Below are 21,991 nucleotides of genomic sequence, written 5' to 3'. Positions count from 1 at the left end.
AAGATAGACGACAGAAGCTTCATTTTAAGGAAAGGAAGTAAACCAGGGATGTTCATTTGGCTTGCTGCTCTCGGAGCGGTGCTGCTATTTCTTGCTGCACTCGGAATATTTTTTACGAATCAGATCATGTATATTAAAAAACGGACCGATCAATTCATTATCGAGCGGGAAACGGCGGAAGGACATTATGCCGAAGAGGCGTTTCAAGCCCTTCCGAAAGAAGAGGTTACCCTTTCCTCACCATTCGGCTACGAGATTAAAGGGTACTATGTCCATCCGAACAAGACGAAGCATACCGTCATTATTTGCCATGGGGTGACCATGAATCTTTTGAATTCGGTTAAATATATGAATCTGTTTTTGGAACTCGGCTGGAACGCCCTTATCTACGACCACAGAAGACACGGGATGAGCGGCGGGAAAACGACGAGCTATGGTTATTATGAAAAAGAAGATTTAAAAACGGTCGTCAATTGGCTGAGGAAACGGAATGGAGATGAGGCCGTCATCGGCATTCACGGCGAATCAATGGGTGCCGTGACAACGCTTCTGTACGCGGGAATGGCCGATGCCCGCGCCGATTTTTATGTGGCTGACTGCCCGTTTGCCACGTTTGAAGACCAGCTGATTTACCGGCTGAAGGAAGATTTCCGCCTTCCGGGGTTTATCTTGCCGCTTGCCGACGTCTTTTTGAAATTCCGGGACGGCTATCGCATCAAAGATGTCTCTCCTATGGCCGTCATCGACCGGGTCGAAAAGCCCGTTTTATTCATCCACAGCAAAGACGACGATTATATACCGGCACAGTCAAGCGAATTGCTCTATGAGAAAAAAAGAGGAAAGAAAAAGCTGTACATCGCGGAAAAAGGCGCACATGCGATGAGTTATTCACAAAACCGGGACGACTACAAACAAACGGTGCGGGAATTTCTTCAGGAAGCGGCACCGGACGCGTATAAAAAAGGCGAACTGGGATAGCAAGCCCGTTCGCCTTTCCTGCGCTACAAAACATCCGTAATGTCGCTCATATTCTCGCCGATCCAGGAAATGGCCGACTCAAGCTTGTCGAATTCCTTCGTTTCAAACGTCATTTCATCCTGGAGAAGCCACACATCCTTCTGGACGGTTTCCGTTCCTCCGATCGACCAATGAAGAAGGCTGTACGGATGATTCTGGTGAAGAAACGACACCCACGTTTTGTTTTGAGCGGTTTGTTTTAACGATTTCATCTTTTGATTCAAAAAAAACGCCACCCTATTTCACTAATATGCCCATTCTCGGAGAAAGCACCTGTGCCGGACTTTTCAGCATCAGCGTTCCCGCTTTCTCATGATAATCGATCGTCATCGCATCATCAAAGAAAACTTTTTGCGACGACTGGATATACACCGGAACGCCGTTTGTCTCCAAAAGCTCGCATTCCCCTGTCAATTCATCCGTCAGCCAAATGACGGGAACCCCGTTGACTGCGCACCCGCAGCCATCGATGTCATAGCGGAGCTGAATTTTTTTATCGGGATTAGCCGCTTTGGCTCGATGAATGGCTTGTTTCGCCTGTTCAGTTATATGAAGCTGCATGATATCATATCCTTCTTTTGTTTCATTTACGGACATTGTACCACATGATCCGCCAAACACGCATCGTTTCTATTCTTTTATCATACATATGAAGAGATTCGGAGGTGGGATCTATGTCTGAAAAAGTGCAGATCAAAGTAATGGACAACGGCGGATTTCGGGTCATCGGAGATGTGGAACTGATCGATATGGAAGGAAATCCATTCCCTAAAAAAACGCCGTTTTCTCTTTGCAGATGCGGAAAATCGCTGAAGATGCCTTACTGCGACGGAAGCCATAAAGGAGCATTCGACTCCTGTGTAAGGGCCTAAAAAGCCGGAAGGACATCATGTGTCCTCTCCGGCTTTGCCCCACCATAAAGCCAACCGCTCAGTCTCTTTTACCCATTCGTTTTTGCCTTTTATGTAGCCTTCGATCTGAAGCGGGAACCTTTTCGCGAGCTTCTTTTTCAGTTCCGCATACTCTTTCGCCCGCTCCGGATGGGCTATGAGGTAATCGCGGAAAAGCAGGTGCCTCTTAATATCCGGATGCCCGGCTTCATACAGATGGACGTGGTGCGTACGCCGGCGGCCGCCTTTTTGAAAATATCTTCTCCCCGGAAGGCCGTTTTCTCCTTTCGGCGTATAGCCCATCGTTTTCATGCCTCGCGGCGGCGCCGAGATCCTTTACTTCAAGCAGGATATCGATGACAGGCTTTGCGCTCATTCCCGGAATGGACGTGCTGCCGATATGGTGGACATGGAGGGCTTCATCCCGGAAAAGCGCTTCGAGCCGCTGTTTTTCTTCTAAAAATTCGCTCTTCCACTCCTCCCGGTATGAAACAACTTCGACCTTCCGCGGCGCCTGCAGGATCAATGTTGAGAGAACGGCGCCTTTTTCAGGTTCAAATTGGCCGATTTCAGAAAATCCCAATTTTTGATACAAGGCTTTTGCCGGTTCATTGCGTGCGCCCGTCGTTACCTCAAACACATCCGCTTCCTTATCAAGCAAAAACTGCAAAAGCGCCGTTCCAATGCCTTTTCGGACATGATCAGGGTGGACGGCCAGCCGGCAAATCGTCAGCACTTGCGGCGTCTCTCTATAAGAAGCGAGCCCCGCCAATTCGCCGCCTTCAAACCAGCCGACGAACGTTTCGCCTGAATCCATGACATCTCCGGCCGTCTCGTTCAGCTGGGGAATGCCCTTAAATTGAATGATGTCCGCTTCCCTTTCATAAGCAAGGCCTTTGAATGTTTACAATGAGGCGTGCCATATGCGGATCTGTATGATCTAATAATCGAATCATCGAGATTCCTCTCCCTTTTATTCACAGCTCTTTGACAAACAGCACACGATCTTCATTTGGTCCGTCGTAATTCGAAAACACGCGGACGCCGTCTGTTGTTTTATCCCCTTTTTCGATCGAGAACCCCATTTTCCGATGATACGCGATCGATACTTTGTTGACGGGCGAGGTGATGCAGCGGACCGTCTTGCAGCCCGCCTCCTTCGCTTTTCGATAGAAGGCTTCATAAAGCTGTTTGCCGACCTGGACTTTTCTGTAATCGGGATGCACGCCGACAAAATGAATATACGATTCCGCAGGGTTGGACTGCGATAAAAAGCCGATGAGGAAACCTAGCAGCTCCCCGTCTTTCTCAGCGATAAAACTCGTATTTTGAAAATGTTCAAAAAATAGCCTCGGCAGCTTATCTTTCATCTGCCTCCCGCCCCACCAATCGTTAATGACCGGGACGATTCTTTCATAATCCGGCGCTTCGGCATGACGAATCATCATCTCCTCCAAACTCCCCTCTATCAAATCATTTGAACGCCTCGCACATTCCTACTTAAGGACTTTAATTACTTCCTTTGCCACCTCGGCAATAAGCTTGTCGTTATAATCGGCGTCCTTTTTGTCGCGGCTTGATAGTACCGCGAGCACAATCGGGTCTCCTTTCGGCGGCCAAATGACAGCAATGTCATTTCGCGTACCGTATGACCCCGCTCCTGTTTTATCCGCTACTTCCCATCCTTTCGGCACTCCCGCGCGGATTAATGCATCGCCGGTGGTGTTTCTTTTAAGCCAATCTACTAACATCTCGCGCTTCTCCTTCGGGAGAGCATCTCCGATTGTGAATGCCTGAAGGCTTTTAGCGAGCGCTTTTGGTGTGCTCGTATCATGTGTTTCTCCCGGCTTCACTTCGTTCAGATCCGGTTCTATTCGCTCCGGGTTGGTCACGTTGTCGCCAATTTCCCTGAGCGACTGTTTAAACCCGCTTGGTCCGCCGATCTGCTTCAGTATGAGATTCCCGGCGGTATTGTCGCTGTACCTGATGGAAGCATCGCAAAGCTCTTTCAGGGTCATTCCTGTATCAACATGCTTCTCTGTAATCGGATTATAATTGACTAGATCATCACGGGTATAGGTGATTCTTTGATTCAGATCCGCTATTGATTTTTGCTGCAGCAATGCCCCCACGGCTAAAGCTTTATGAGTAGATGCATATGCAAAACGCTCATCCGCCCGGTAAGCTACCGTTTTGTTCGTACCGGTGTCCAGCGCAAAGACTCCCAATCTTGCATCATATTGATCTTCAAGCCTGGAAAATTGATTCAACTGTCGATCGCTTTGTTTAGGCTGTGCAGAGTGGGCGCTGTCATTTGAACATCCTGCAAGCGCTGCGCATGTAAAAAGCAGTGAAATCGCGGTTTTTTTAAAAAATGTTGTTTTCATTTGGCATGTAACCTCTTTCTAAAAATTGTTTTTTCTTTTTTCGTCTTATCTTTCATATGCCCGCCCGCCAATCGTTAATCGCGTGCAAGCTTCTCATCATTGGAAGCTTCTGCATCCCCTCCCCGGAAATAGATGGTATCTGTTTTATTATACCGTTTTTTCCACTCTATTTGCCATTTCATCACATCACCGGTTTAATAGGATAAAGTTCTTAGATCTTATTCAACAGAACATGATGTTCCTCATTTATCCAAAAAGCTCCAAACTCCTTTTTTAATCAGGGCTCGCCAGGCTCATAACCAAAAAGGCGTTTCATATATTACTCTTTTTTCGGGTTGAAAAATAGATAGATTTACACTTCGTTTTCGTATTTTCCTTTTATAGAATTGTCGTTGTGAATTTATTACATCCAGGAGGAGAAACAATGCGCCGCTATCGATTTTTATCCATTCTATTCATTTGCATGCTGTCCGCCGTTTCCATGTTTGCCGTTCAAACTTCCAAAGCTTCAGCCGAATCCCGCACCCCTGTCGTCATGGTTCACGGAATCGGCGGCGGCTCTTATAACTTCATGGGGATTAAAACGTATTTAGAATCCCAGGGCTGGTCTCGCAAGGATCTTTATGCTATCGATTTTTTAGATAAGACCGGAAACAACAGGAATAATGCACCGAAGTTGTCGGAGTATGTAAAAAACTATTAAACGAAACGGGAGCCGAGAAAGTGGACATTGTCGCCCACAGCATGGGCGGAGCCAACACACTTTATTATATTAAAAACTTGGGCGGCGGTGACAAAGTAGAGCATGTCGTCACATTGGGAGGGGCAAACCGTTTGGTCACAAATTCCGCTCCCAGCGGCACCAAATTTACTTCGATTTACAGCACGAGTGATTTCATCGTCTTAAACAGCCTGTCTAAATTGGATGGCGCTGAAAACATCCAAATTTCCGGTCTAAGCCATGTCGGCCTTTTATTCAGCAGCAAAGTCGATGCTTTGATCAAAGAAGGGCTTACCGACTGAGGAAGCCAAAAAAGACAAAAACCTTGGGGGATAAGCCTCTCCAAGGTTTCGCTTTATAAGCAGGCTGCCGGATTGAACGTCTGCATTCGTGAAAAGGAGCCTGTCTCCCTGTTCATTTCGCTCCGGAAATAAAAAGGACTCTAAATAAACGCATATAAAATCGTTCATTCAGCGTCCGAGAGACCCGGATATATTTTATTCTACGATAATTTCAAAGACTCTTTGCTCAAGATTGTATTTGGCATCCTGAAAGGAAAACTTATAGTCATCTGCATCGGCATCAGGTGAAAGCCAAGCTCCGTATTTTCTGATGGTCTGCACAATATTTTCAATCTCAGCGGGAGTGAAATCTCCTATATCCGTGCCTTCGCTTTCAGCAGTGTGGCGTATTTTGACTGTAATCAGCATCACTAATGACCCCTTTCACTTGCTGTTTCAGCATCTTATGAACAGTATATTTTTTTCCTGTGCAAATCGTGCCACTAACCCCTTTGTTTCACATTATTCGGGCTTTCTTTTTTGCAGACCTATTTTATTTGGAAAAGCTGTTTTGCAACATGAAAATGTACAGTTATACCGTCCCCTATACCCTTTTCTGAAAAATTGTTGCAACGGGCGGATTATTTGTGGCGACATCCGTAACACACACAGCAAAACGCTTGATTATGCCTATTGTTTTCCTATTATGCCTTTCTTCCTGCCCCTTGGGACGTAGCTGTTTCCTGTTTGCGAAAAGCTTTAACATTTTCCTGCCTCGCCGCTGACATTGTCCATGAGGTTTTGGCCGCCACCGTCTTTCTAAGCCCGCTTTTTTTAATGCTGTCCACGAGCTGCGGACGGCCTCATCCTCGGCCGTTTCCTTGCTGACCCGCCGGCTCTTCGGAGAGCGGACGGTAAAGGCTGAATCATAAACAACCCGGCTCGAATTTCCAGCCGGGTTGTTTACGTTAATATTTCGTTACTTGTGCGACGAATTTGTTCAGATGATCCAGCGTCATCATGTTTTGGTTGCATTTTTCACTGTCATAGCAAATGTAATTGCCTCTGTCCGTATAGGCTTCTTTGCTGCTTTTCACCCGGGCCATGAACAGTCCGAGCTCTTCGATCCCGTTACATATCGAGCAGACTCCTTTTTTATTGCTGGATCTGATGGTGCCGTGTATTCCTGTCAGTTTTCCGTCGATATCGACAATCATGTATTTCCTGCCTGAGCCTGCATCATTCCATCCCAAGTAGGAATACCTCCTGAAATCAATCTCCCCAAAATCGGGAGTCTTTAACTTTTTCACTTTAGAAAACAGCTTTTTGGCCTTTTCTGCCGTTACCCGCTGAAATGGAATCACATGATGCTCTAATTCAGCTGAAAATCTCGCGGCTCCGGCGCTGTCCTTCACCTCAACTATCTTGCCAAGCAAAGCTTTTTGGTCATTGCTGAGCTCAGGAAACAGATGTAATACTTGGCCTAAAGCATTGGATTTCAAAGCATCAAGCACGTTTCCGTCCTTGATGTTCGCATATCCTTGGACAAGACTGTCCGTTTGAAACATAATAAAATGATATTGATCATTTCTAATAAAAGGGTTCATTTCTGCCAGCTCCTTATTTATATCTATTTTGAAATAAGGTGCAAAGCCGGATGATCAGAAATGATACCTTACAATCAGGCGATTTGTTTAACGTTCCGCCTCATGCAAAGTATCGCCTTTCAAGATAACAGGCTTTGCATGAGACGCTGCAGCTGGCAAATGAATGTCATTTACCATTTTATCCACCTCCGAATACTGATTTCATTATACACAGAAATCATATTCAATCTCAATCATGTCATCCATCTTTAAAATGCGTATTTCATCCGTATGGCTTACGATGCGCAGCTCCCGTTTAAGGGCGTCAACATAGTGGATGCGGCCGGCAAGCGTTTTGACCTCCCCCTGCCGGTAATAGGCAAATCGCAAAGGTGCGTTTTCCGCCATCGCTTCACAAATGATTTCATTGAATTCTTCATATTTTTGTTCATCCAAAACCGGCTTTTTCACTTTATCAAGACTATCGTAATATTCTTTAAGCAATTCAACGTGTTCCGGTAGCATCATAGACACCCATTTGATATTGCCTCTGTCTTTCAGCATACATCATTCTCCTTTCTATGCCTGATGTCCGCCGACAAGCTTTGACCGCAGACGGGCGGTTCCGGCGTTCGTATAGGAAACGGCGCGCAGAAGCGCAGCTGAGCCGTACCGTTCCCTGATGCCGTCCATGACGTACCCGAGCGTCCGCTTTTTTTCCTGATCCGGACGAAAAAGATCGAGCTGGATCAGATTGTCATCCTGAATATTGGAAAGGGAAACGGAAATTTTCCGAACCGTTTTCCCTTCATAAAAGCGGTCAAACAATGCAAGGCATGTGTGATACAGGTCGAGCGTGACATTTGAAGGGCTTTCCATCGTTTTCGAACGGTAAAATCCCCCGCCAAACTCATCACGGCTGTATTCAACCCCGAGGCTGACAGTCCGGCCCGCCTGCTGATGGTCACGGGCCCTTTTGGCGACCTCTTCACACATTTCAAGGATGACGTGCTTGACTTCATCCGGATCGGGGTAGTCCCTGAGCAAAATCTGGCTTTTCCCATAGCTGATCTGCCCGTTCATGATCGGTGATCCGATCGCTGAAAGATCGATGCCCCAAGCGTGGTAGTAAAGCTGGTTTCCCATGATTCCAAATGCTTTCTCAAGCCGTTTGAGATCATACTGCGCCAGCTGGCCGACCGTAAAAATCCCCATGCGGTTCAGCCTCTTTTCCAGTCTTGAACCGATTCCCCACATTTTCCGGAGGGGGGATAAGGGCCAAAGCTTCGTTTTCACGTCGTAATAATCCCATGCGGCGATTCCGCCTTCCGTTTTCTTCGCTTCAAGGTCAAGGCAGAGCTTTGCCAGCAGCATATTCGGACCGATTCCGACGGTGCAGGGCAGGCCAAACTCCCTTTTCATGTCGTCTTGGATTTTTTCGGCAATCGTCTGCGCGTCCCCCCACATGCTTTCAACGCCGTCCACTTGAATAAAGCTTTCATCGACGCTGTACGTATGGATGGCATCATGCGGCACATAGCGGCCAAACAGCCGGGTCAGCTCTGTTGAAACACGGACAAATACCGCCATTTTTGGATTGACCAGCTGAATGCGAGGATCGTCCGGAAGCTGGAACAGCCTCGTCCCCGTTTGAACGCCGAACTCTTTTTTTAGAGCCGGGGAAGCGGCCAGAACAACGCTCCCCTGCCTTTCTGTGTTCCCGACCACCGCCAGAAAACAAGTCATCGGATCAAGCCCGAGCAAAACGGCGGCACAGCTCGCATAAAAACTCCGCATATCAACGCATAAAATCGACCGCGCCGGATATTGACTGTAATCCATATCTGCATCCTCCCGCAAAAAAGAACTAACGTTCGCATATGTATTGTATGATTACTATACTGCGAATATACGTTCGATTCCAGGCGTAAATTTATCCAAAGAAAATCCTGGCTGAAAGCAGCAAAAAACACCTTCTTTGGAAAGAAGGTGTTCAGACCGTTGACAAAACAGGTCGGATTTTTAAAATCCGACCTGTTTTTGTCCATTTTATTCTATTATTTCGATCAGAAGGCTGGCGGTTAGGACCTTTCCAGGTCCAATTCGCCAGCTTTTTCAGATTCATGGCAGCGAAAACAAGCATCGCCTGCATGGACAATTTTTTCTTTCCCCGTAGGGTTGTCCAGCGCAGGCCATGCTTATGTTTTAAATCGGCAAAAACTCGTTCGATCGTCTCTTTACGTTTGGCATAGATTTGTTTATTCTCTTCCGTATGCCGAAGATGATCAGCTTCGTCTAAATGATCCTGCCAGATATGTCTGTGAATCATCTTTCGATGATCTCTACTTTCTGTACATGTATGTAGTAATGGACATGGTTTACATCGTTTTGGATCTGAAGCATACTCTCGATAACCTTGCCGATTGGTTGTGCGATAGGAGAGAATATGGTCTTGCGGGCAGATATAGACATCATAAAATTCATCGTAAACATACTCGTGTTTTCTCATGAATCCTTTTTTGGTTTGCGGACGCGTGTAAGGCATAACAGGGCGAACGTTTTCTTCATGAAGAAATTTTGCGATAACCGGTGTTTTGTATCCGGCATCAACTGCGACCGTATGAGGCTTGGCAACGCGCTCTTTTACTTGTTGAAACAGCGACGCGAACACTTGGCTGTCATGGATATTGGCAGGCTCAACAACCGTTCCCAGCACAAATCCGTTCCGATCACAAGCTGTATGAAATCCATAGGCAAAAAGACGTTCTCGTTCGCCTTTGACAAAATATCCGCTCTCAGGATCAGTTGTACTTTCCTTTACTTCTCGTTCCTCTAAGCATCGCCTGGGCTTTAAGGGCTTTTTTCCGTTCGCTTCGCGATCGGCATTAATTTCTTGATCTAGCTGCTCCTGATAAGCTCTTGTTTCTTTTCTTACGATCTTTTTCACAAACTTTTTCTTATTGGCATTCGCTTTGACATGTGTGCTGTCGATGAAGGCGACCGAAGGATCGACGAGGCCGAGATCCATGGCTTGACGTAAAATCTTATAGAAGATTGTTTCAAATAGGTCTGTGTCATGAAAGCGACGTTCATAGTTTTTACTGAAGGTTGAAAAATGAGGGATTTTTTCAGAGAATCCATATCCAATAAACCAGCGATAGGCTACATCAGTTTCGATTCGCTTAATGGTTTCGCGCATGGAGCGATGACCAAACACGTATTGAATGAGCACCATTTTAATCAGTACAACAGGATCAATACTTGGACGCCCTTTTGAAGAATAAAGAGGGGCAACTTTTTCATAAATAAATGAAAAATCAATGGCTTCTTCCATCTTCCTGACCAAATGGTCTTCAGGTACAAGCTCACTTAAGGCAAAGACTTCAAGCTGTTCACGCTGATCTTTAGAGTGTTTGGTCAACATGGTAAAACCTCCAAAAATTAGATTCCACACACATTTTAACAAAAAAAGCTTGTCGATCAAGCCACTTTTTTTGTGACTTTGTCGACAAGCTGAACACCTTCTTTGGAAAGAAGGTGTTATGCATGCTTCCATCGCAAGTCCCCCTGGAAAATAGGGTGATGGATTGAAAAATCAACTCCGCAACTGAACATAACGTGCAGTCCTAAAAACGTCTCCGCGCACTTCCGCTGCGGGTGCAGCAAGTGTCTGAAACCCTGCGGTTATCACCATAAGCCTTTGCGGCCCCGCGAACAGCGCTTGGGCCGGAGACCTCACCAGTCCTTTCAAGATCATTTATTTTTCTTCTCTAAAAACGCCATAACAGCTTTTGTCATATCCTGCGCTTCTTGTGGTGCATCCGGAGAACCGAACATCTTATTTAAACCGCTGTGGGACAGATTCTTGACTTGATAAACAAAATCGGATCCTTTCGCTTTGTTTAAGGCTGCTGCAAATTGATAAACAGAAGGATCTGCCCAGCGCGTGACCAAATAAGCCGGCGGCAGGTTTTGATTGTTCATGTAGGTAAGCGGTGAAGCCTCTGTCCACACCTTTTCGTCAGGGCCAAACACCTTTTTGTAAGAAGGGATCGCTTCGATAAATTGCTTGAGATTCAGAGGCCCGTCTAATATAACAATCGAATTGAGCGATGCCGGTTTTAGACCAACGCTGTTTAAATATTTTGCATCTGCGGCAATTAAGCCCGCCAAGTGGCCTCCTGCCGAATGCCCCATTATATTGATTTTCGATTGATCTATTTGATACTCATCTGCATGATCCTCAACCCATTTCACCGCCTTGGCGACATCATAGGCCATATCACCATACTGAACATCAGGATGAAGCCGATAGTTTACAGACACGAAAACATAGCCTTTTTCTGTGAAAAATGCCGGCTTTGAAGCAGCGTTGCTCTTGTCTCCGCCTGTCCATCCTCCTCCATGTATATAGATGAGAACAGGATGTTTTTCTTTCTTGGCCGTCTTCGGTGTATAAATATCCAGTGTTTGCTGTTCTGCTTTTGCATAATGAATATTCTTTGCATTCTCGTTTGCAATACATGCGAATAAGCCCGCACAAAGCGTGACTAATACTGCCCATTTAATGATTCGTCTCAAATCTAAAACACCTTTCTTCTTTAGAGCCTGCGATAGGCAAAATACGGACCATGTCCAAGATAAACGCGCGGTTAGAAAACTCCTGACACTCTTCTATAAAAGATGAGAAAACATGTTTGTGCTTTCTTCATAAAAAACAAATAGACCATCCCTTAAAGCCGCAACAAGTTCGGGGAATGGTCCTGCAGACCGGAATGTTACCGTATTCCGGCTCTTTTTCATTTTTGTGGTTGTGTTTACTCATTATACTATACGGGGAAAAAGAGCACAATTTATAACAAAGCTTAAATCTTCGGCGTAAACTCCCTTGAGCACGGCGGTTTTTCTTAGTAAGATAAAAGAAAACCGCTCCTAAAAGGAGAAAACAAAATGGAAGAGAAACTGATCGAAAAAATGCTGGGACAGGCGCTGCGGCAATACGGCCGAAATGTTGCGATCGATCCCTTGAGCCCCCACGAAAAGGAAATCCTGAAGCTCGCTTTGAAGGAAAGGCGGATCGAGGAGCCGGACGAGGGGCTGCATGCCCATATCGAAGATGTCATCTATGATTATGTTACAAACCAAGGCATGTTTTCATAAACTTGACGTGGCTTCCTTTCTGGCAGGGAAGCTTTTTTCATTCCCCTTATCTCCTGAATATCCTCTATTCATTACCGTTTGTTTCATGTATGATATACAATAAAACGATTGCAAGTGTGGGGAGTTCATCATGAAACCAAAATGGAAAGAGATCCACCCGCTCAGCTGGACCATCATTGTCGGAACGATTTTCGGGCGGATGGGAACCGCGATGAGCATTCCTTTTTTAGCAATTTATTTAACGCAGGTGAAGGGCGCTTCCGCAGGTTTTGCAGGAGCCGTTATTGCGGCAAGCTCCCTCGTCGGGATTGCCGCAAGCTTTTATGGAGGATATGTATCAGACCGGTTTGGCCGGAAAACGATCATGCTTTTGTCGATTTTCGGCTGGACGCTTGTGTTCGCGGGCTTTGCGCTCGCCGACAACGTCTGGACTTTCTTTTTGATGAACGCCTTAAACGGATTGTGCCGCGCTCTCTTTGAGCCGACTTCAAGAGCGCTCCTCTCAGACGTATCCAAGCCTGAGACCCGCCTCTTCGTCTTCAACCTCAGATATACGGCCATCAACCTCGGCGTGGTGTTCGGACCGCTTTTAGGACTGTATCTCGGCTCTTCAAAAACGACGATGCCGTTTTTGATTGCGGGTTTGATTTATTCGTCTACGCGGCGGTTTTGGCTGTTCAGTTTAAAAAACACACCGTGCCGGTGATTGAGACGAATAAGCGGATCAAGATGCGGAAGGCCTTCCAGGTGACAAAAACGGACCGGGTGTTTTCGTTGACGCTGATCGGCTCGGTTCTTTGTTTGTTCGGCTACTCCCATTTCACATCGACGCTTGCGCAGTACATGTCGGCAAGCCCATTTATTGAAGGCGGAACTGAGATATTCGGGATGATGCTGACGCTGAACGCCGTTGCCGTACTTGTAACGCAGTATCCGCTCATACATATCGCAAAGCGGTTTTCCCCCATTTTGTCATTGATGACAGGGAACGCGCTGATCACAGCAAGCCTCTTCAGCCTTTCGTTTTTTCATGATCTTTTGTCAATCGTCTTCATTGTTGTATTGTTCACAATAGGAGAAGTGCTGCTGTTTTCAATGCTGGATGTACTGGTTGATCAAATCGCGCCTCCGGAACTAAAAGGGACTTACTTCGGAGCGATGGGCTTTACTCAGCTCGGAAGCGTAATCGGGCCGTGGGCGGGCGGAATGCTGCTGGATGTGTTCGGGGCAGAAAAGCCTTTTTTCACCTTTTCCATCCTGTCGGTTGTGACCCTTTTCGGAATCCCTTTCCTCGCTGCAGCTTTCCGAAACGTCAAAAACGCAAAGTACGGAAAGCCTGCCGGAAAAACATTGCATCACTAAAGGAGGCTTTAAGACCTGCCGTGTTAGCAAGGCGCCACAAGCTCGACTTTGATGCGGTCCGGATCTTCCGTATACAGCGCATAATGTCCGCTGCCGCCGGCAAACGGATGTCTGTCTTCATAGAGCAGCTGATAGCCGCGTCGGATCAGCTGCTCTGTTATTTCATCGACCTGCTCCCTTGAGGCTGCCTGAAAGGCGAGATGGTTTAATCCGACCCGGCGTCTGTGGTAGCCCGCTTTTAAAAACTCTCCTTGAGCTTGAACGAATACGATGTAAGCGCCGTTTGCTTTCCAGCTGATCCCCCCTTCCCACCGCTGATAGATCTCATATCCGAGTTCTTCTAAAAACCACCCCCAAAAATGCTTGGATCTTTCTAAATCTGATACATACAGCTCAATATGGTGAATCATCGGCTTTCCCCCGCTTTCTCTTTAGACGCTTATACCCGTCTGACTAAAACCTTTTCGACTTTGTGACCCTCCCCTTTTTTCAAAATTAAATCCGAGCGGAATTTCGTAGGCAAAATGTTTTCATACAGGTTCGGGCGGTTAACGGTCTCCCAAATCGATTTCGCCATGTAATCGGCTTCTGTATCGGAAAGGTCTTTATATTTATGAAAATACGACGTCGGGTCTTGAAACGCCGTCTCCCTGAGCATGCGGAAACGCTCAAGATACCATTTGATAATAAGCTCTTCCTCGGCATCGACATAAATCGAAAAATCAAAAAAATCGGATACGAATACGCGCGGTTTTGTCCTGTCGTCTTCAATCGTCGGCGTTTGCAGCACGTTCACCCCTTCAATGATGACAACATCGGCCTGCTCGACCGTTTCAAAAATGCCTTCCATCCTGTCGTACGTTAAATGGGAATAGACCGGTGCTTTGACGGTTTCCTTTCCCGATTTTAAATCGTTTAAAAACTCGAGCAGCGCCTTGACATCATAGCTTTCGGGAAAGCCTTTCCTTGACATGATGTTCTTTTCGATCAGAACCGCATTCGGATACAGAAAACCGTCTGTTGTGATCAAGCTGACTTTCAGCCGTTCCTGTAAACGGGACAGCACGGTCTGAATAATCCGTGCCGTCGTGCTTTTTCCGACGGCCACGCTTCCGGCAATCCCGATGATAAACGGAATTTTAGCTGCGTGGGGATGATTCAAAAACCCGTTCACCCGGATATTCCGCTCATATTGGGAATTCCGGTGCAAGTAGAGCAGCCGTGCCAGCGGAACGTAAATCGTTTCGACTTCTTCCAAAGACAGATAGTCGTTCAAACCTTCAAGTTCTTTCGCTTCCTCCTCCGTCATCTCGACTGTCATATGTCCGCCCAGATTCGCCCAGGCGCCGCGGGTATGACTCGTATATAGCGTTTGTAAATTCAAATCTTGATTCGCCACATTTCTCACCTGTCCCTCATATTCATACGCTGTTTAATTGAACATCTTATGACATCTGTTCTAGGCTGCCTTACTATTATATAGAATTTTCCGAATTTTTACGAGGGATCAAGTTTTTTTCAACCCGAAAAAAAAGCCGCCTTAAGCTGAGACGGCTGCCAATGAATTCTATTTCGATCATACAACATATTTGCTTTGCCTGTGTGCCGCATAATAGGCGACAACCGAAAACACGCCGAAAAACACGAGCAGAATCAACATGATCGGAATGATTTCCACTGTCTCGGGCGTAAACAGTTTAAAACTGCCGTTGAAATCGAACACCGCATGCCCCAGATTGGCAAGCAGGTTTTTCAAATCGAATTTGCCCAGAACGGGAACGAGCAGGGTGTAAATGATATAAAGCAAAGCCGGCGTGATAAAGCTTCTGAACAATATCCCCAAATAAAATCCGATCGTTGCAAAAATAAAGCTCACTGCCAAAACGACGAACCATTGACTCAACATACTGCTCTTAGAAGGAACCGAAACCGCGAACTGATCGACCGGTATCGTTCTTGCCGCCAATGCATAAAAGAAGAGACCTGCCAAATAAGCCAAACATAAAACGGCCGCTGTTGTGACAAGCATAACGATGTAGACCGAACATTGTTTGGCGAGAAGAACCATCTTCCAGTCATATCTTGCCGCCTTCACCTTCACCGTCCGGAATCTGTTGTCATACGTCGAAATATAAATGGCGTAAAGGGTGAACGCCAAAGGCAAGGCAATAAAGCCCATCCACTCCATAGCCGCAACGACCGATTGTTTCGGCTGTATAAGATGAAGGGACAGGATGAGCTGCTCATAATCGTACCTTAAAATATTTTCGACGATCTCCCCGTCCCCATCTCCGCTCTTTAATGTCCCTTCCGTTACGTTAACTGGTGAATCCAACGCTTTTTTCACATCAATTCCGAGTTCCCGATATTCCGATTCCGTCTTCAAAAACTGCCGGTAGCTGCTTTCGGCAGTTTTATATTGAACATATATCATCCCTGAAGAAACGATGAGCAGCGGAATGACTAATATAAAAAATACTTTTGCATGATACTGGTAAGCAAGCTCCTTCTGTAAAATGCTATAAATATTCTTTATAAACATCGCCCAATCCCGCTCCATTCGTCTTAAAGTATTCCACATGCAAAGCCGAACCGTTTTTCAGCACAAATAACCGGTCGACGATTGAAGAATAAAATTCAAATTGGTGGCCCGCAGCCACAATAGTCATCTCGTTTGACCAGCTTTTGACGATCTCCTGAAGCTCCATCATCGAGCGGTAATCGAGGCCGTTGGATATTTCATCCAATAACAAGTACTCTGGTTTGTTTAAGACGGCGATGATGAAGCTGAGCTTTTTCCTTTGCCCGTAGGAGTACGTCTTCACCTTCTTTTTCAGAAGGGCATGGCCGAGAAACTTCGTTGCCGCCTGTTCCAGCTCTTCTTTTCCGACACGTTTGTTCAGCAGGATGCTGATATTTTGATATCCCGTCAGATTAAGATAAAACGGAGAGTCGTCATAAACGACGTGCACTTTATGGCGGATGGCGTCAAGAGGTTTATCATCGTACAGGATTTCGCCTTTGAAAGGCTCGAGGCCGAGGAGGCATTTCAGCAAAGTCGTTTTTCCGGCGCCGTTTTCCCCCATCAGGAAGTTGACTTTATGTTTTTCGATATTCATATTGAGCCGGTCGAAAACCGTCTTGCTGCCATAAGCTTTCGTTAAATTTTTAATTTTGATCAATGTCAATAATCCTTTCTCTATACAGGATGTGATGTCAGCATTTTCAATTATACTACGCTGCCAAAATTTCCAAAATAGTCTTTTGGCAGCGTAGTATTCATTCGTCTATTTAATCGTTACCGTACTTTCCTTTTTTATTGACCCATCTTCTGTCCGTATAGGTGTTGCTTGTCAGCACGACGTCCCCCCATGGCGTGACGGTTCCGATGCTGTGCGTTTTTTTGGCTCTCCATTTATGAAGGCCTGAAGACTTATAATACCTTGTAATCCCTTTCGCTTTCACGATGTTCGGAAACACGTAGCCGACATCCTGTGAGCCGTTGCTGCTCGAAATTTTTTTGCCGTTGTAATACCATTCGATATAATCTTTGGACCAGGCCAGAAAACTGCCCCTTTTAATCGTCAGCCTTTTCCCCGCATAAGCGGAAAAGCCGCTCTGGATGTTCACTTGCTCGGGAAGCGACTGCACATATTCCGTTTTTGCTTCAAGCAGCGCTTTCTGTTCTTCTGTCAGCTGAGTGCTTTCTGATGCAGCGGCAAATGAAGACGGAATCAATAGCGCTGCTGACAAAGACAACCCTAAAATCGCTTTTTTCATTCGATATCCCTCCGTATTCTAATATTTTATGTACCTCTAAGCTGACATCCAAAAAACTATCCCGAACACAGCAACGGTCCCGAGGTCGCACATTCTTAGTTTAATTGATAAAAAACTAGATTCGCTGCAAATCAGACCATTTTATCATTGACTAATGGAAATTATCACCTCCAACCACAATTAATAATATAACATATTTTTCCTTTACTATCAAAATAGTTTATTCCTGTTTTTTACATCCCCCCTCAAAAATCATTATTTTTACATGAATTTCTTCTTAAGCAAAAAGAGAAAGAGGCTTTTAAACCTCTTTCTCTTTTTGTGTATTCTTTCTTGTACCGGAACTTCCATTCCCCCTTTAAAACATTGCCGCCTCTCTTCAAAACAAATTCGCCACGCGCACCATTGAAAAATGAAGGACATGCATATTTGGCAGGATGTTTTCGCGATTTTTCTTTTATTCGCAAACCGGCTGATATGTAGATCTCCCTGGATACACTAAGGCGGAGGATTCACAAGATGAATCCCCCGCCCTGAAAAAAGGAAAAGCCATTATTGTTAAAAGTTTTTCGATTTATCGCCTGATTTGCCTTTTGAAGGAAAGATGCGCTGCTCCCCCTTTTCGTACAAGGCGAGCAACCGGTTGATGAACGACAGTTTTGGTACTGTAAAGAATACAAACAGAGCCGAGAAAATTCCCAAGATCGCTCCGACCGCAACATCAAATGGATAGTGAACGCCTGACCAAATGCGGGAAATGCCTACGGCGAAGGCGAGAACAAGCCACAGCCATCCTGTTTTTTTGTGAAACAGGAAGAATAAAAATCCGATTGAAAAAAATAAAATCGTATGGTCGCTCGGAAACGAATTATCAATTTCATGCTCGATCAGCTTATTGACATGGGGAAGTTCTGCAAAAGGCTGATAGTTGGAATAAAGCGAGCCTGCGATTTTTCCGAGAACTTCAGCAAACGCGAAGGAGATCACTGCATAAATGACCATCAATCTGTTTTTTGTTGTTCTGGTAAACCAATATACTAACAAACCCAGCGCTAGAAAATACATCATATATTCGGCCAGAAAATAAACGGCCGGATTGAACATCGAATACTCTTTCCCCAAATTATTAATGGCGCGAAAAGCGTCAATATTTAACTCCGAAAAAAACATCCTAACATCTCCTTTTTCATACTTTTATTGAAAAATATTACATCAAAACCCTAAAAAAGGCTATTCACTCCTTTTAAAGCAGCGCAGGTAACATTCGGTCAATATGTAGATCCGGGTGTGAGGGAAATTTGCAGCTTACCTGCAAATTCCTCAACAAGGGATCAATGAATATCGATTTTTTTAAAATAAGCAATTGTCGCGACTAATCCAAGAACCGTTGCAGCGGCAACGCTCATAAAAGAATATTCCGGCGGATATTCGGGGAAGAACGTATCTGAAGCTATCACCCATACCGCAGACCAGGGGAATAGAGCGCTGTATTCCGTGCCATAAACCATTATGCTCACCATTGTAATAATGATTGTAAAGATAATCGTCGGGACGTAATTCTTAAACAGAAGCGTGACAAAAATAATTGGAGTGACCAAGAAAAAGAGAAGCATCCCGCCTATGAAAAATTGTTTAAACCCTTCCATTAAAACACCTGAACTCAAGGCTTCAAATTGTCCGATCAGGCCGAATAAAAAGGTGAGCACCCAAGCGATTAACGTCAGCATCATGATCCAGATCAGGAGCAAAAGCAATTTGCTGATAATCAGACTGATTCTTGAAACGGGAATGGTCAACAAATTTTTCAGCGTGCTTTCGGCATACTCCCTGTTGAATAAATACGACGTAATCACCCCATATAAGGGAACGCCGATCAACAATATAATATACAGATTCGTATCGGAAAAAGTATCGCTGAACCGGATCGGCACGTCAGGGTATTTCGCTTTCTTGGCTAAAGATGATATAAAACAGATAAAAGGGGCGGCTGCAGCTCCCAAGATGCTGACTAAAAACATCTGCGAACGTTTAAGCTTCAACAGTTCCGTATATAACAAATTAACCAATCGTCCCGCCCCCTATCAATTTCACGAAATAGTCCTCGAGACTGTCTTCGCTCATCGTAATCTTTAATACGTCAATGCCGTTTTCAACAAACATTTTGTTAAGCCTCCCCTGTTGCCCCAGGTGGGAATATACGCGGATAATTCCGTCCTGGCCGGCTTCATAATCGTGAATGTCAAAATGCTGTTCCATCAGAACGGCCGCTTTGTTTTGATCGGATAATTGGAACTCGAGATATTTACGGTTTCTTTCCCTAAGATGGTCAAACGGAAGTTCTTCAAGCAGCCTTCCTTCATGAATGATCCCGACATGATCGACGAGCTGTTCGATTTCAGACAAAATGTGGCTTGATATAAAGATCGTGATATTTCGTTCTCTGGCCAGAGAACGGATGAGTCTTCTCATTTCCTTGATGCCGATAGGGTCCAGGCCGTTTGTCGGTTCATCCAAAATCAACAGCTCCGGATAATGAAGCAGAGCTCTCGCAATCCCCAATCTTTGTTTCATTCCCAGGGAATACTTGCCGACAAGCTTTTTCGTTTCATTTTGAAGGCGCACGATTTCGAGCACTTCATCGATCGCATTTTTTTTGTGAATGCCTATGATTTTCGCGTTAATCAAAAGGTTTTCTCTCGCGGTCAGATTTGCATAAAAACCGGGGACCTCTACAATGGAACCGATCCTCCTTAAAATTTCCTTTTTATTTTTGAAGAAGTTTTCTCCAAAAATCTCAATCTGGCCATGGGTCGGTTTGATCAATCCGAGCAGCATTCTGATCGTCGTCGTCTTGCCGGCTCCGTTTCGGCCTAAGAAACCGTATATATCTCCTTGCTTTACGTGAATGTTAAGGTGATCTACAGATTTCTGCGTCCCGTACATTTTTGTGAGATTCGTCGTTTTTATGATTGTGCTCAATTAGGTTCACTCGCTTTCACTAACCTTATAGCTACATCTTAAACAGAAGGATTTAATTCCTTCTTAATCATTTCTTAATTATTTCTTAAATAAATGAAGATGGTTTTGTTTAGGAAGCGAAAAACCAAAAGTCGTCTTTTCCCAAGGGGTGCTTTCCGCCCAAATGGTTCCGCGGTTTTTTTCAACAAGGGATTTCGCAATGGCAAGTCCCAAGCCGCTGCCTTCACCCAGCTTTCTCGACCGATCTCTTCGATACATTCTTTCGAACACGTTTTCAATATCATGTTCCGGAATGCCCGGTCCCTTGTCCCAGACGAGAAGCTGATATTCACGATCAGTTTCCCTCAGCTCGATTCCCAATATCTTTCCTGCTTTTCCGTAATGAACTCCGTTTTTCACCAGGTTCTCGATGACGCGGATCAGACTCAGCCGGTCCGCCATGATGAAACATTTTTTTTCAGGTATGTGAACATTTAATTCAATATCATGCTTTTTGAGTTCAGGCAAAAAGTTAATCAGCGTCTCACGGACAAGTTCAGCCAGATCAAAAGACTCTATATTCAGCGGAATTTCATTCGCATCAAGCTTTGCCATGTTAAAGATTTCATCGATCAATTGCTTCAAGCTGCTGGATTTTTTAGAAAGAATGTTGAGGTATTCCTGTTTTTCTTTTTCTGAAGATGCGACTCCGTCTTTTAAAGCATCAATATAGCCGATGATAGATGTAAGCGGCGTCCTGATATCATGGGATATATTGGACAATAGCCTCTTTCTCGCCATTTCCGATTGTGCGGCGTCGATTTGGACCTTTTCAAGCTGTTCAATCAATTCATTAATCGAAAAAATGATTTCATTGAATAAAGGGTCGTCATTCGCAAGCAATCTTCTTCTTAAATTCCCGCCTGCCACGCGTTTCAGCTCGGTATCCATCAGCTCCAGATGCTTGTTAAAGCGAAGCCTTGAAAGAAAAAGAACAGCCGTTGTTCCAAGCAGCAAAACGTACAGCATGATACTGAATACGCCTAAAGAACCGGTATTCATATTGATGAATAAAAGCCCGGCAATCGCTGCAAATTGGAGGATAAACAGCGGCAGCTTATGATCATTGAGCATTTTTCTCACCTGCAAACTTATAACCGATTCCCCACACAGTCTGAATAAATTGCGGATTCGACGGATCGGCCTCTATTTTTTTTCTGAGCTTCCTGATGTGAACCATCACGGTATTATCGTCTTCTATGTATTGATCGCCCCATACGTTCCGAAACAGCTGCGTCTTCGTAAATACCTGGCCGGGATTTGAGGCGAAAAACTTCAGCAGTTCGAATTCCTTCGCTGTCAAAACGATTTCGCGCCCCCCTGCCGTGACGGAATATGTTTTCAGATCGATGGTTAATCCTTTGAATGACATGAACGACTTTTCATCAGTGCGGGACTCGCTGCTGCCCAGTATTAAAAACCGCCTCAGCAGGGCTTTGATTCGCGCAAGCACTTCGTTTATGCTGAAAGGCTTTGTAATATAATCATCAGCTCCCATCGACAATCCTAAAATCTTATCGCCTTCAAGATCCTTTGCCGTCAGCATCAGTATCGGAACATTCGTATGACTCCTTATTCTTCGGCAGACCTCCATGCCGTCGATTTTCGGCATCATCAAATCCAATACGATCAGGTGATAATGGTTTTGTTCAAATAATCGAAGAGCTTCCTCTCCATCAGCTGCCGCATCTACCTCATACCACTCTCTTTCTAAATATGTTTTCAATAAATCTCTGATTTCTTTTTCATCATCGGCTATGAGCACTCGAATGGGTTCCATCGCTTCACC

Annotated in this window: 25 protein-coding genes and 2 pseudogenes; 5 read left to right on the top strand and 22 right to left on the bottom strand. The window is 45.2% G+C overall.

The window, feature by feature from the left end:
- Positions 1 to 48: 48 nt before the first annotated feature.
- Positions 49 to 978 (top strand): alpha/beta hydrolase, encoded by a 930-nt coding sequence (locus tag MHB78_RS10370; RefSeq protein ID WP_046129783.1) that lies wholly within the window; start codon positions 49 to 51, stop codon positions 976 to 978.
- 23 nt (positions 979 to 1,001) lie between these two features.
- Here the strand turns inward: MHB78_RS10370 and MHB78_RS10365 are convergent, their stop codons facing one another.
- Together MHB78_RS10365 and MHB78_RS10360 are read right to left on the bottom strand one after the other, a co-directional pair.
- Entirely contained in the window at positions 1,002 to 1,241 is a 240-nt protein-coding gene (locus tag MHB78_RS10365; RefSeq protein WP_046129782.1) for a DUF2552 family protein, read from the bottom strand.
- Positions 1,242 to 1,254: 13 nt separating this feature from the next.
- Positions 1,255 to 1,578, bottom strand: a complete 324-nt coding sequence (locus tag MHB78_RS10360) for an iron-sulfur cluster biosynthesis family protein (RefSeq protein ID WP_046129913.1) — start codon at positions 1,576 to 1,578, stop codon at positions 1,255 to 1,257.
- 113 nt (positions 1,579 to 1,691) lie between these two features.
- On the opposite strand from MHB78_RS10360, the gene MHB78_RS10355 reads away from it, so the two are divergent.
- A complete protein-coding gene (locus tag MHB78_RS10355) occupies positions 1,692 to 1,889 on the top strand; it encodes a CDGSH iron-sulfur domain-containing protein (protein WP_046129781.1) in 198 nt (65 codons plus the stop codon).
- 15 nt (positions 1,890 to 1,904) lie between these two features.
- On the opposite strand, the gene MHB78_RS10350 is transcribed toward MHB78_RS10355, so the two are convergent.
- The 4 genes from MHB78_RS10350 to bla form a co-directional block, all read right to left on the bottom strand.
- Entirely contained in the window at positions 1,905 to 2,210 is a 306-nt protein-coding gene (locus MHB78_RS10350; RefSeq protein ID WP_254416554.1) for a GrpB family protein, read from the bottom strand.
- Complete coding sequence (locus tag MHB78_RS10345; protein WP_269082008.1) at positions 2,116 to 2,724, bottom strand: bifunctional GNAT family N-acetyltransferase/GrpB family protein; 609 nt, start codon at positions 2,722 to 2,724, stop codon at positions 2,116 to 2,118. The genes MHB78_RS10350 and MHB78_RS10345 overlap by 95 nt, the downstream gene beginning before the upstream one ends.
- Before the next feature lie 160 nt (positions 2,725 to 2,884).
- Positions 2,885 to 3,355, bottom strand: a complete 471-nt coding sequence (locus MHB78_RS10340) for a GNAT family N-acetyltransferase (RefSeq protein ID WP_046129780.1) — start codon at positions 3,353 to 3,355, stop codon at positions 2,885 to 2,887.
- A gap of 48 nt (positions 3,356 to 3,403) precedes the next feature.
- The gene (gene bla, locus MHB78_RS10335; protein ID WP_046129779.1) at positions 3,404 to 4,294 is read right to left on the bottom strand and encodes a class A beta-lactamase; all 891 of its coding nucleotides are present in this window, start codon (positions 4,292 to 4,294) and stop codon (positions 3,404 to 3,406) included.
- A 424-nt stretch (positions 4,295 to 4,718) separates the two neighbouring features.
- Between bla and MHB78_RS10330 the strand changes: the two are divergent.
- Positions 4,719 to 5,317, top strand: a pseudogene (locus MHB78_RS10330) (triacylglycerol lipase).
- Between the two features lie 195 nt (positions 5,318 to 5,512).
- Here the strand turns inward: MHB78_RS10330 and MHB78_RS10325 are convergent.
- From MHB78_RS10325 to MHB78_RS10300, 6 genes are all read right to left on the bottom strand, one after another.
- Entirely contained in the window at positions 5,513 to 5,725 is a 213-nt protein-coding gene (locus MHB78_RS10325) for a hypothetical protein (protein ID WP_046129778.1), read from the bottom strand.
- 539 nt (positions 5,726 to 6,264) lie between these two features.
- On the bottom strand, positions 6,265 to 6,903 hold the full coding sequence (locus MHB78_RS10320) for an elongation factor G-binding protein (RefSeq protein WP_046129777.1): 639 nt from the start codon (positions 6,901 to 6,903) through the stop codon (positions 6,265 to 6,267).
- Positions 6,904 to 7,107: 204 nt separating this feature from the next.
- Complete coding sequence (locus tag MHB78_RS10315) at positions 7,108 to 7,446, bottom strand: YolD-like family protein (RefSeq protein WP_046129776.1); 339 nt, start codon at positions 7,444 to 7,446, stop codon at positions 7,108 to 7,110.
- A gap of 15 nt (positions 7,447 to 7,461) precedes the next feature.
- A complete protein-coding gene (locus tag MHB78_RS10310; protein WP_046129775.1) occupies positions 7,462 to 8,724 on the bottom strand; it encodes a UV damage repair protein UvrX in 1,263 nt (420 codons plus the stop codon).
- Positions 8,725 to 8,875: 151 nt separating this feature from the next.
- Positions 8,876 to 10,306, bottom strand: a complete 1,431-nt coding sequence (locus MHB78_RS10305) for an IS1182 family transposase (protein ID WP_065894240.1) — start codon at positions 10,304 to 10,306, stop codon at positions 8,876 to 8,878.
- Positions 10,307 to 10,635: 329 nt separating this feature from the next.
- The gene (locus MHB78_RS10300; protein WP_046132407.1) at positions 10,636 to 11,463 is read right to left on the bottom strand and encodes an alpha/beta hydrolase; all 828 of its coding nucleotides are present in this window, start codon (positions 11,461 to 11,463) and stop codon (positions 10,636 to 10,638) included.
- A 369-nt stretch (positions 11,464 to 11,832) separates the two neighbouring features.
- Here MHB78_RS10300 and MHB78_RS10295 point away from each other — a divergent pair, with 369 nt between their 5' ends.
- Together MHB78_RS10295 and MHB78_RS10290 are read left to right on the top strand one after the other, a co-directional pair.
- Positions 11,833 to 12,042 carry a YqzH family protein gene (locus tag MHB78_RS10295; protein WP_046132408.1) on the top strand — a complete coding sequence of 70 codons (210 nt, stop codon included), beginning with the start codon at positions 11,833 to 11,835 and terminating at the stop codon, positions 12,040 to 12,042.
- Between the two features lie 130 nt (positions 12,043 to 12,172).
- Positions 12,173 to 13,404: pseudogene (locus MHB78_RS10290) on the top strand (MFS transporter).
- 23 nt (positions 13,405 to 13,427) lie between these two features.
- On the opposite strand, the gene MHB78_RS10285 reads toward MHB78_RS10290, so the two are convergent.
- From MHB78_RS10285 to MHB78_RS10240, 10 genes are all read right to left on the bottom strand, one after another.
- Positions 13,428 to 13,814: a VOC family protein gene (locus tag MHB78_RS10285; RefSeq protein ID WP_046132409.1), complete on the bottom strand. Its 387-nt coding sequence runs from the start codon at positions 13,812 to 13,814 to the stop codon at positions 13,428 to 13,430.
- Between the two features lie 29 nt (positions 13,815 to 13,843).
- Positions 13,844 to 14,803: a type I pantothenate kinase gene (gene coaA, locus MHB78_RS10280; protein ID WP_046132410.1), complete on the bottom strand. Its 960-nt coding sequence runs from the start codon at positions 14,801 to 14,803 to the stop codon at positions 13,844 to 13,846.
- 177 nt (positions 14,804 to 14,980) lie between these two features.
- Entirely contained in the window at positions 14,981 to 15,946 is a 966-nt protein-coding gene (locus MHB78_RS10275) for an ABC transporter permease (protein ID WP_046132411.1), read from the bottom strand.
- Positions 15,924 to 16,586: an ATP-binding cassette domain-containing protein gene (locus MHB78_RS10270; RefSeq protein WP_046132412.1), complete on the bottom strand. Its 663-nt coding sequence runs from the start codon at positions 16,584 to 16,586 to the stop codon at positions 15,924 to 15,926. The genes MHB78_RS10275 and MHB78_RS10270 overlap by 23 nt, the downstream gene beginning before the upstream one ends.
- 109 nt (positions 16,587 to 16,695) lie before the next feature.
- Complete coding sequence (locus tag MHB78_RS10265; RefSeq protein WP_046132413.1) at positions 16,696 to 17,184, bottom strand: hypothetical protein; 489 nt, start codon at positions 17,182 to 17,184, stop codon at positions 16,696 to 16,698.
- 558 nt (positions 17,185 to 17,742) lie between these two features.
- Positions 17,743 to 18,354 carry an undecaprenyl-diphosphatase gene (locus tag MHB78_RS10260; RefSeq protein WP_046132414.1) on the bottom strand — a complete coding sequence of 204 codons (612 nt, stop codon included), beginning with the start codon at positions 18,352 to 18,354 and terminating at the stop codon, positions 17,743 to 17,745.
- A 161-nt stretch (positions 18,355 to 18,515) separates the two neighbouring features.
- Positions 18,516 to 19,250: an ABC transporter permease gene (locus MHB78_RS10255; protein ID WP_046132415.1), complete on the bottom strand. Its 735-nt coding sequence runs from the start codon at positions 19,248 to 19,250 to the stop codon at positions 18,516 to 18,518.
- A complete protein-coding gene (bcrA, locus tag MHB78_RS10250) occupies positions 19,243 to 20,163 on the bottom strand; it encodes a bacitracin resistance ABC transporter ATP-binding subunit BcrA (RefSeq protein WP_340033971.1) in 921 nt (306 codons plus the stop codon). The genes MHB78_RS10255 and bcrA overlap by 8 nt, the downstream gene beginning before the upstream one ends.
- Positions 20,164 to 20,241: 78 nt before the next feature.
- Positions 20,242 to 21,276, bottom strand: coding sequence for a HAMP domain-containing sensor histidine kinase (locus tag MHB78_RS10245; protein WP_046132416.1), 1,035 nt, complete (start codon positions 21,274 to 21,276; stop codon positions 20,242 to 20,244).
- A complete protein-coding gene (locus MHB78_RS10240) occupies positions 21,266 to 21,982 on the bottom strand; it encodes a response regulator transcription factor (protein ID WP_046132417.1) in 717 nt (238 codons plus the stop codon). Before MHB78_RS10240 ends, MHB78_RS10245 begins: the two co-directional genes overlap by 11 nt.
- Positions 21,983 to 21,991 lie beyond the last annotated feature (9 nt).

Origin of the sequence: Bacillus sp. FSL K6-0138 (genome assembly GCF_037982765.1) — a bacterium.
Classification (GTDB): domain Bacteria; phylum Bacillota; class Bacilli; order Bacillales; family Bacillaceae; genus Bacillus; species Bacillus glycinifermentans.
The sequence above is the reverse complement of the archived record's forward strand: the minus strand, read 5'-3'. Positions and strand labels throughout refer to the sequence as shown.

Excerpts from the sequence above, each read along its gene's own strand:
- MHB78_RS10370 (WP_046129783.1), top strand. The coding sequence starts at position 49 with ATGTTCATTTGGCTTGCTGCTCTCGGAGCGGTGCTGCTATTTCTTGCT.
- MHB78_RS10360 (WP_046129913.1), bottom strand. The coding sequence starts at position 1,578 with ATGCAGCTTCATATAACTGAACAGGCGAAACAAGCCATTCATCGAGCC.
- MHB78_RS10355 (WP_046129781.1), top strand. The coding sequence starts at position 1,692 with ATGTCTGAAAAAGTGCAGATCAAAGTAATGGACAACGGCGGATTTCGG.
- MHB78_RS10350 (WP_254416554.1), bottom strand. The coding sequence starts at position 2,210 with ATGGGCTATACGCCGAAAGGAGAAAACGGCCTTCCGGGGAGAAGATAT.
- MHB78_RS10345 (WP_269082008.1), bottom strand. The coding sequence starts at position 2,724 with ATGGATTCAGGCGAAACGTTCGTCGGCTGGTTTGAAGGCGGCGAATTG.
- MHB78_RS10340 (WP_046129780.1), bottom strand. The coding sequence starts at position 3,355 with ATGATGATTCGTCATGCCGAAGCGCCGGATTATGAAAGAATCGTCCCG.
- bla (WP_046129779.1), bottom strand. The coding sequence starts at position 4,294 with ATGAAAACAACATTTTTTAAAAAAACCGCGATTTCACTGCTTTTTACA.
- MHB78_RS10325 (WP_046129778.1), bottom strand. The coding sequence starts at position 5,725 with ATGCTGATTACAGTCAAAATACGCCACACTGCTGAAAGCGAAGGCACG.
- MHB78_RS10320 (WP_046129777.1), bottom strand. The coding sequence starts at position 6,903 with ATGAACCCTTTTATTAGAAATGATCAATATCATTTTATTATGTTTCAA.
- MHB78_RS10315 (WP_046129776.1), bottom strand. The coding sequence starts at position 7,446 with ATGCTGAAAGACAGAGGCAATATCAAATGGGTGTCTATGATGCTACCG.
- MHB78_RS10310 (WP_046129775.1), bottom strand. The coding sequence starts at position 8,724 with ATGGATTACAGTCAATATCCGGCGCGGTCGATTTTATGCGTTGATATG.
- MHB78_RS10305 (WP_065894240.1), bottom strand. The coding sequence starts at position 10,306 with ATGTTGACCAAACACTCTAAAGATCAGCGTGAACAGCTTGAAGTCTTT.
- MHB78_RS10295 (WP_046132408.1), top strand. The coding sequence starts at position 11,833 with ATGGAAGAGAAACTGATCGAAAAAATGCTGGGACAGGCGCTGCGGCAA.
- MHB78_RS10285 (WP_046132409.1), bottom strand. The coding sequence starts at position 13,814 with ATGATTCACCATATTGAGCTGTATGTATCAGATTTAGAAAGATCCAAG.
- MHB78_RS10275 (WP_046132411.1), bottom strand. The coding sequence starts at position 15,946 with ATGTTTATAAAGAATATTTATAGCATTTTACAGAAGGAGCTTGCTTAC.
- MHB78_RS10265 (WP_046132413.1), bottom strand. The coding sequence starts at position 17,184 with ATGAAAAAAGCGATTTTAGGGTTGTCTTTGTCAGCAGCGCTATTGATT.
- MHB78_RS10260 (WP_046132414.1), bottom strand. The coding sequence starts at position 18,354 with ATGTTTTTTTCGGAGTTAAATATTGACGCTTTTCGCGCCATTAATAAT.
- MHB78_RS10245 (WP_046132416.1), bottom strand. The coding sequence starts at position 21,276 with ATGCTCAATGATCATAAGCTGCCGCTGTTTATCCTCCAATTTGCAGCG.
- MHB78_RS10240 (WP_046132417.1), bottom strand. The coding sequence starts at position 21,982 with ATGGAACCCATTCGAGTGCTCATAGCCGATGATGAAAAAGAAATCAGA.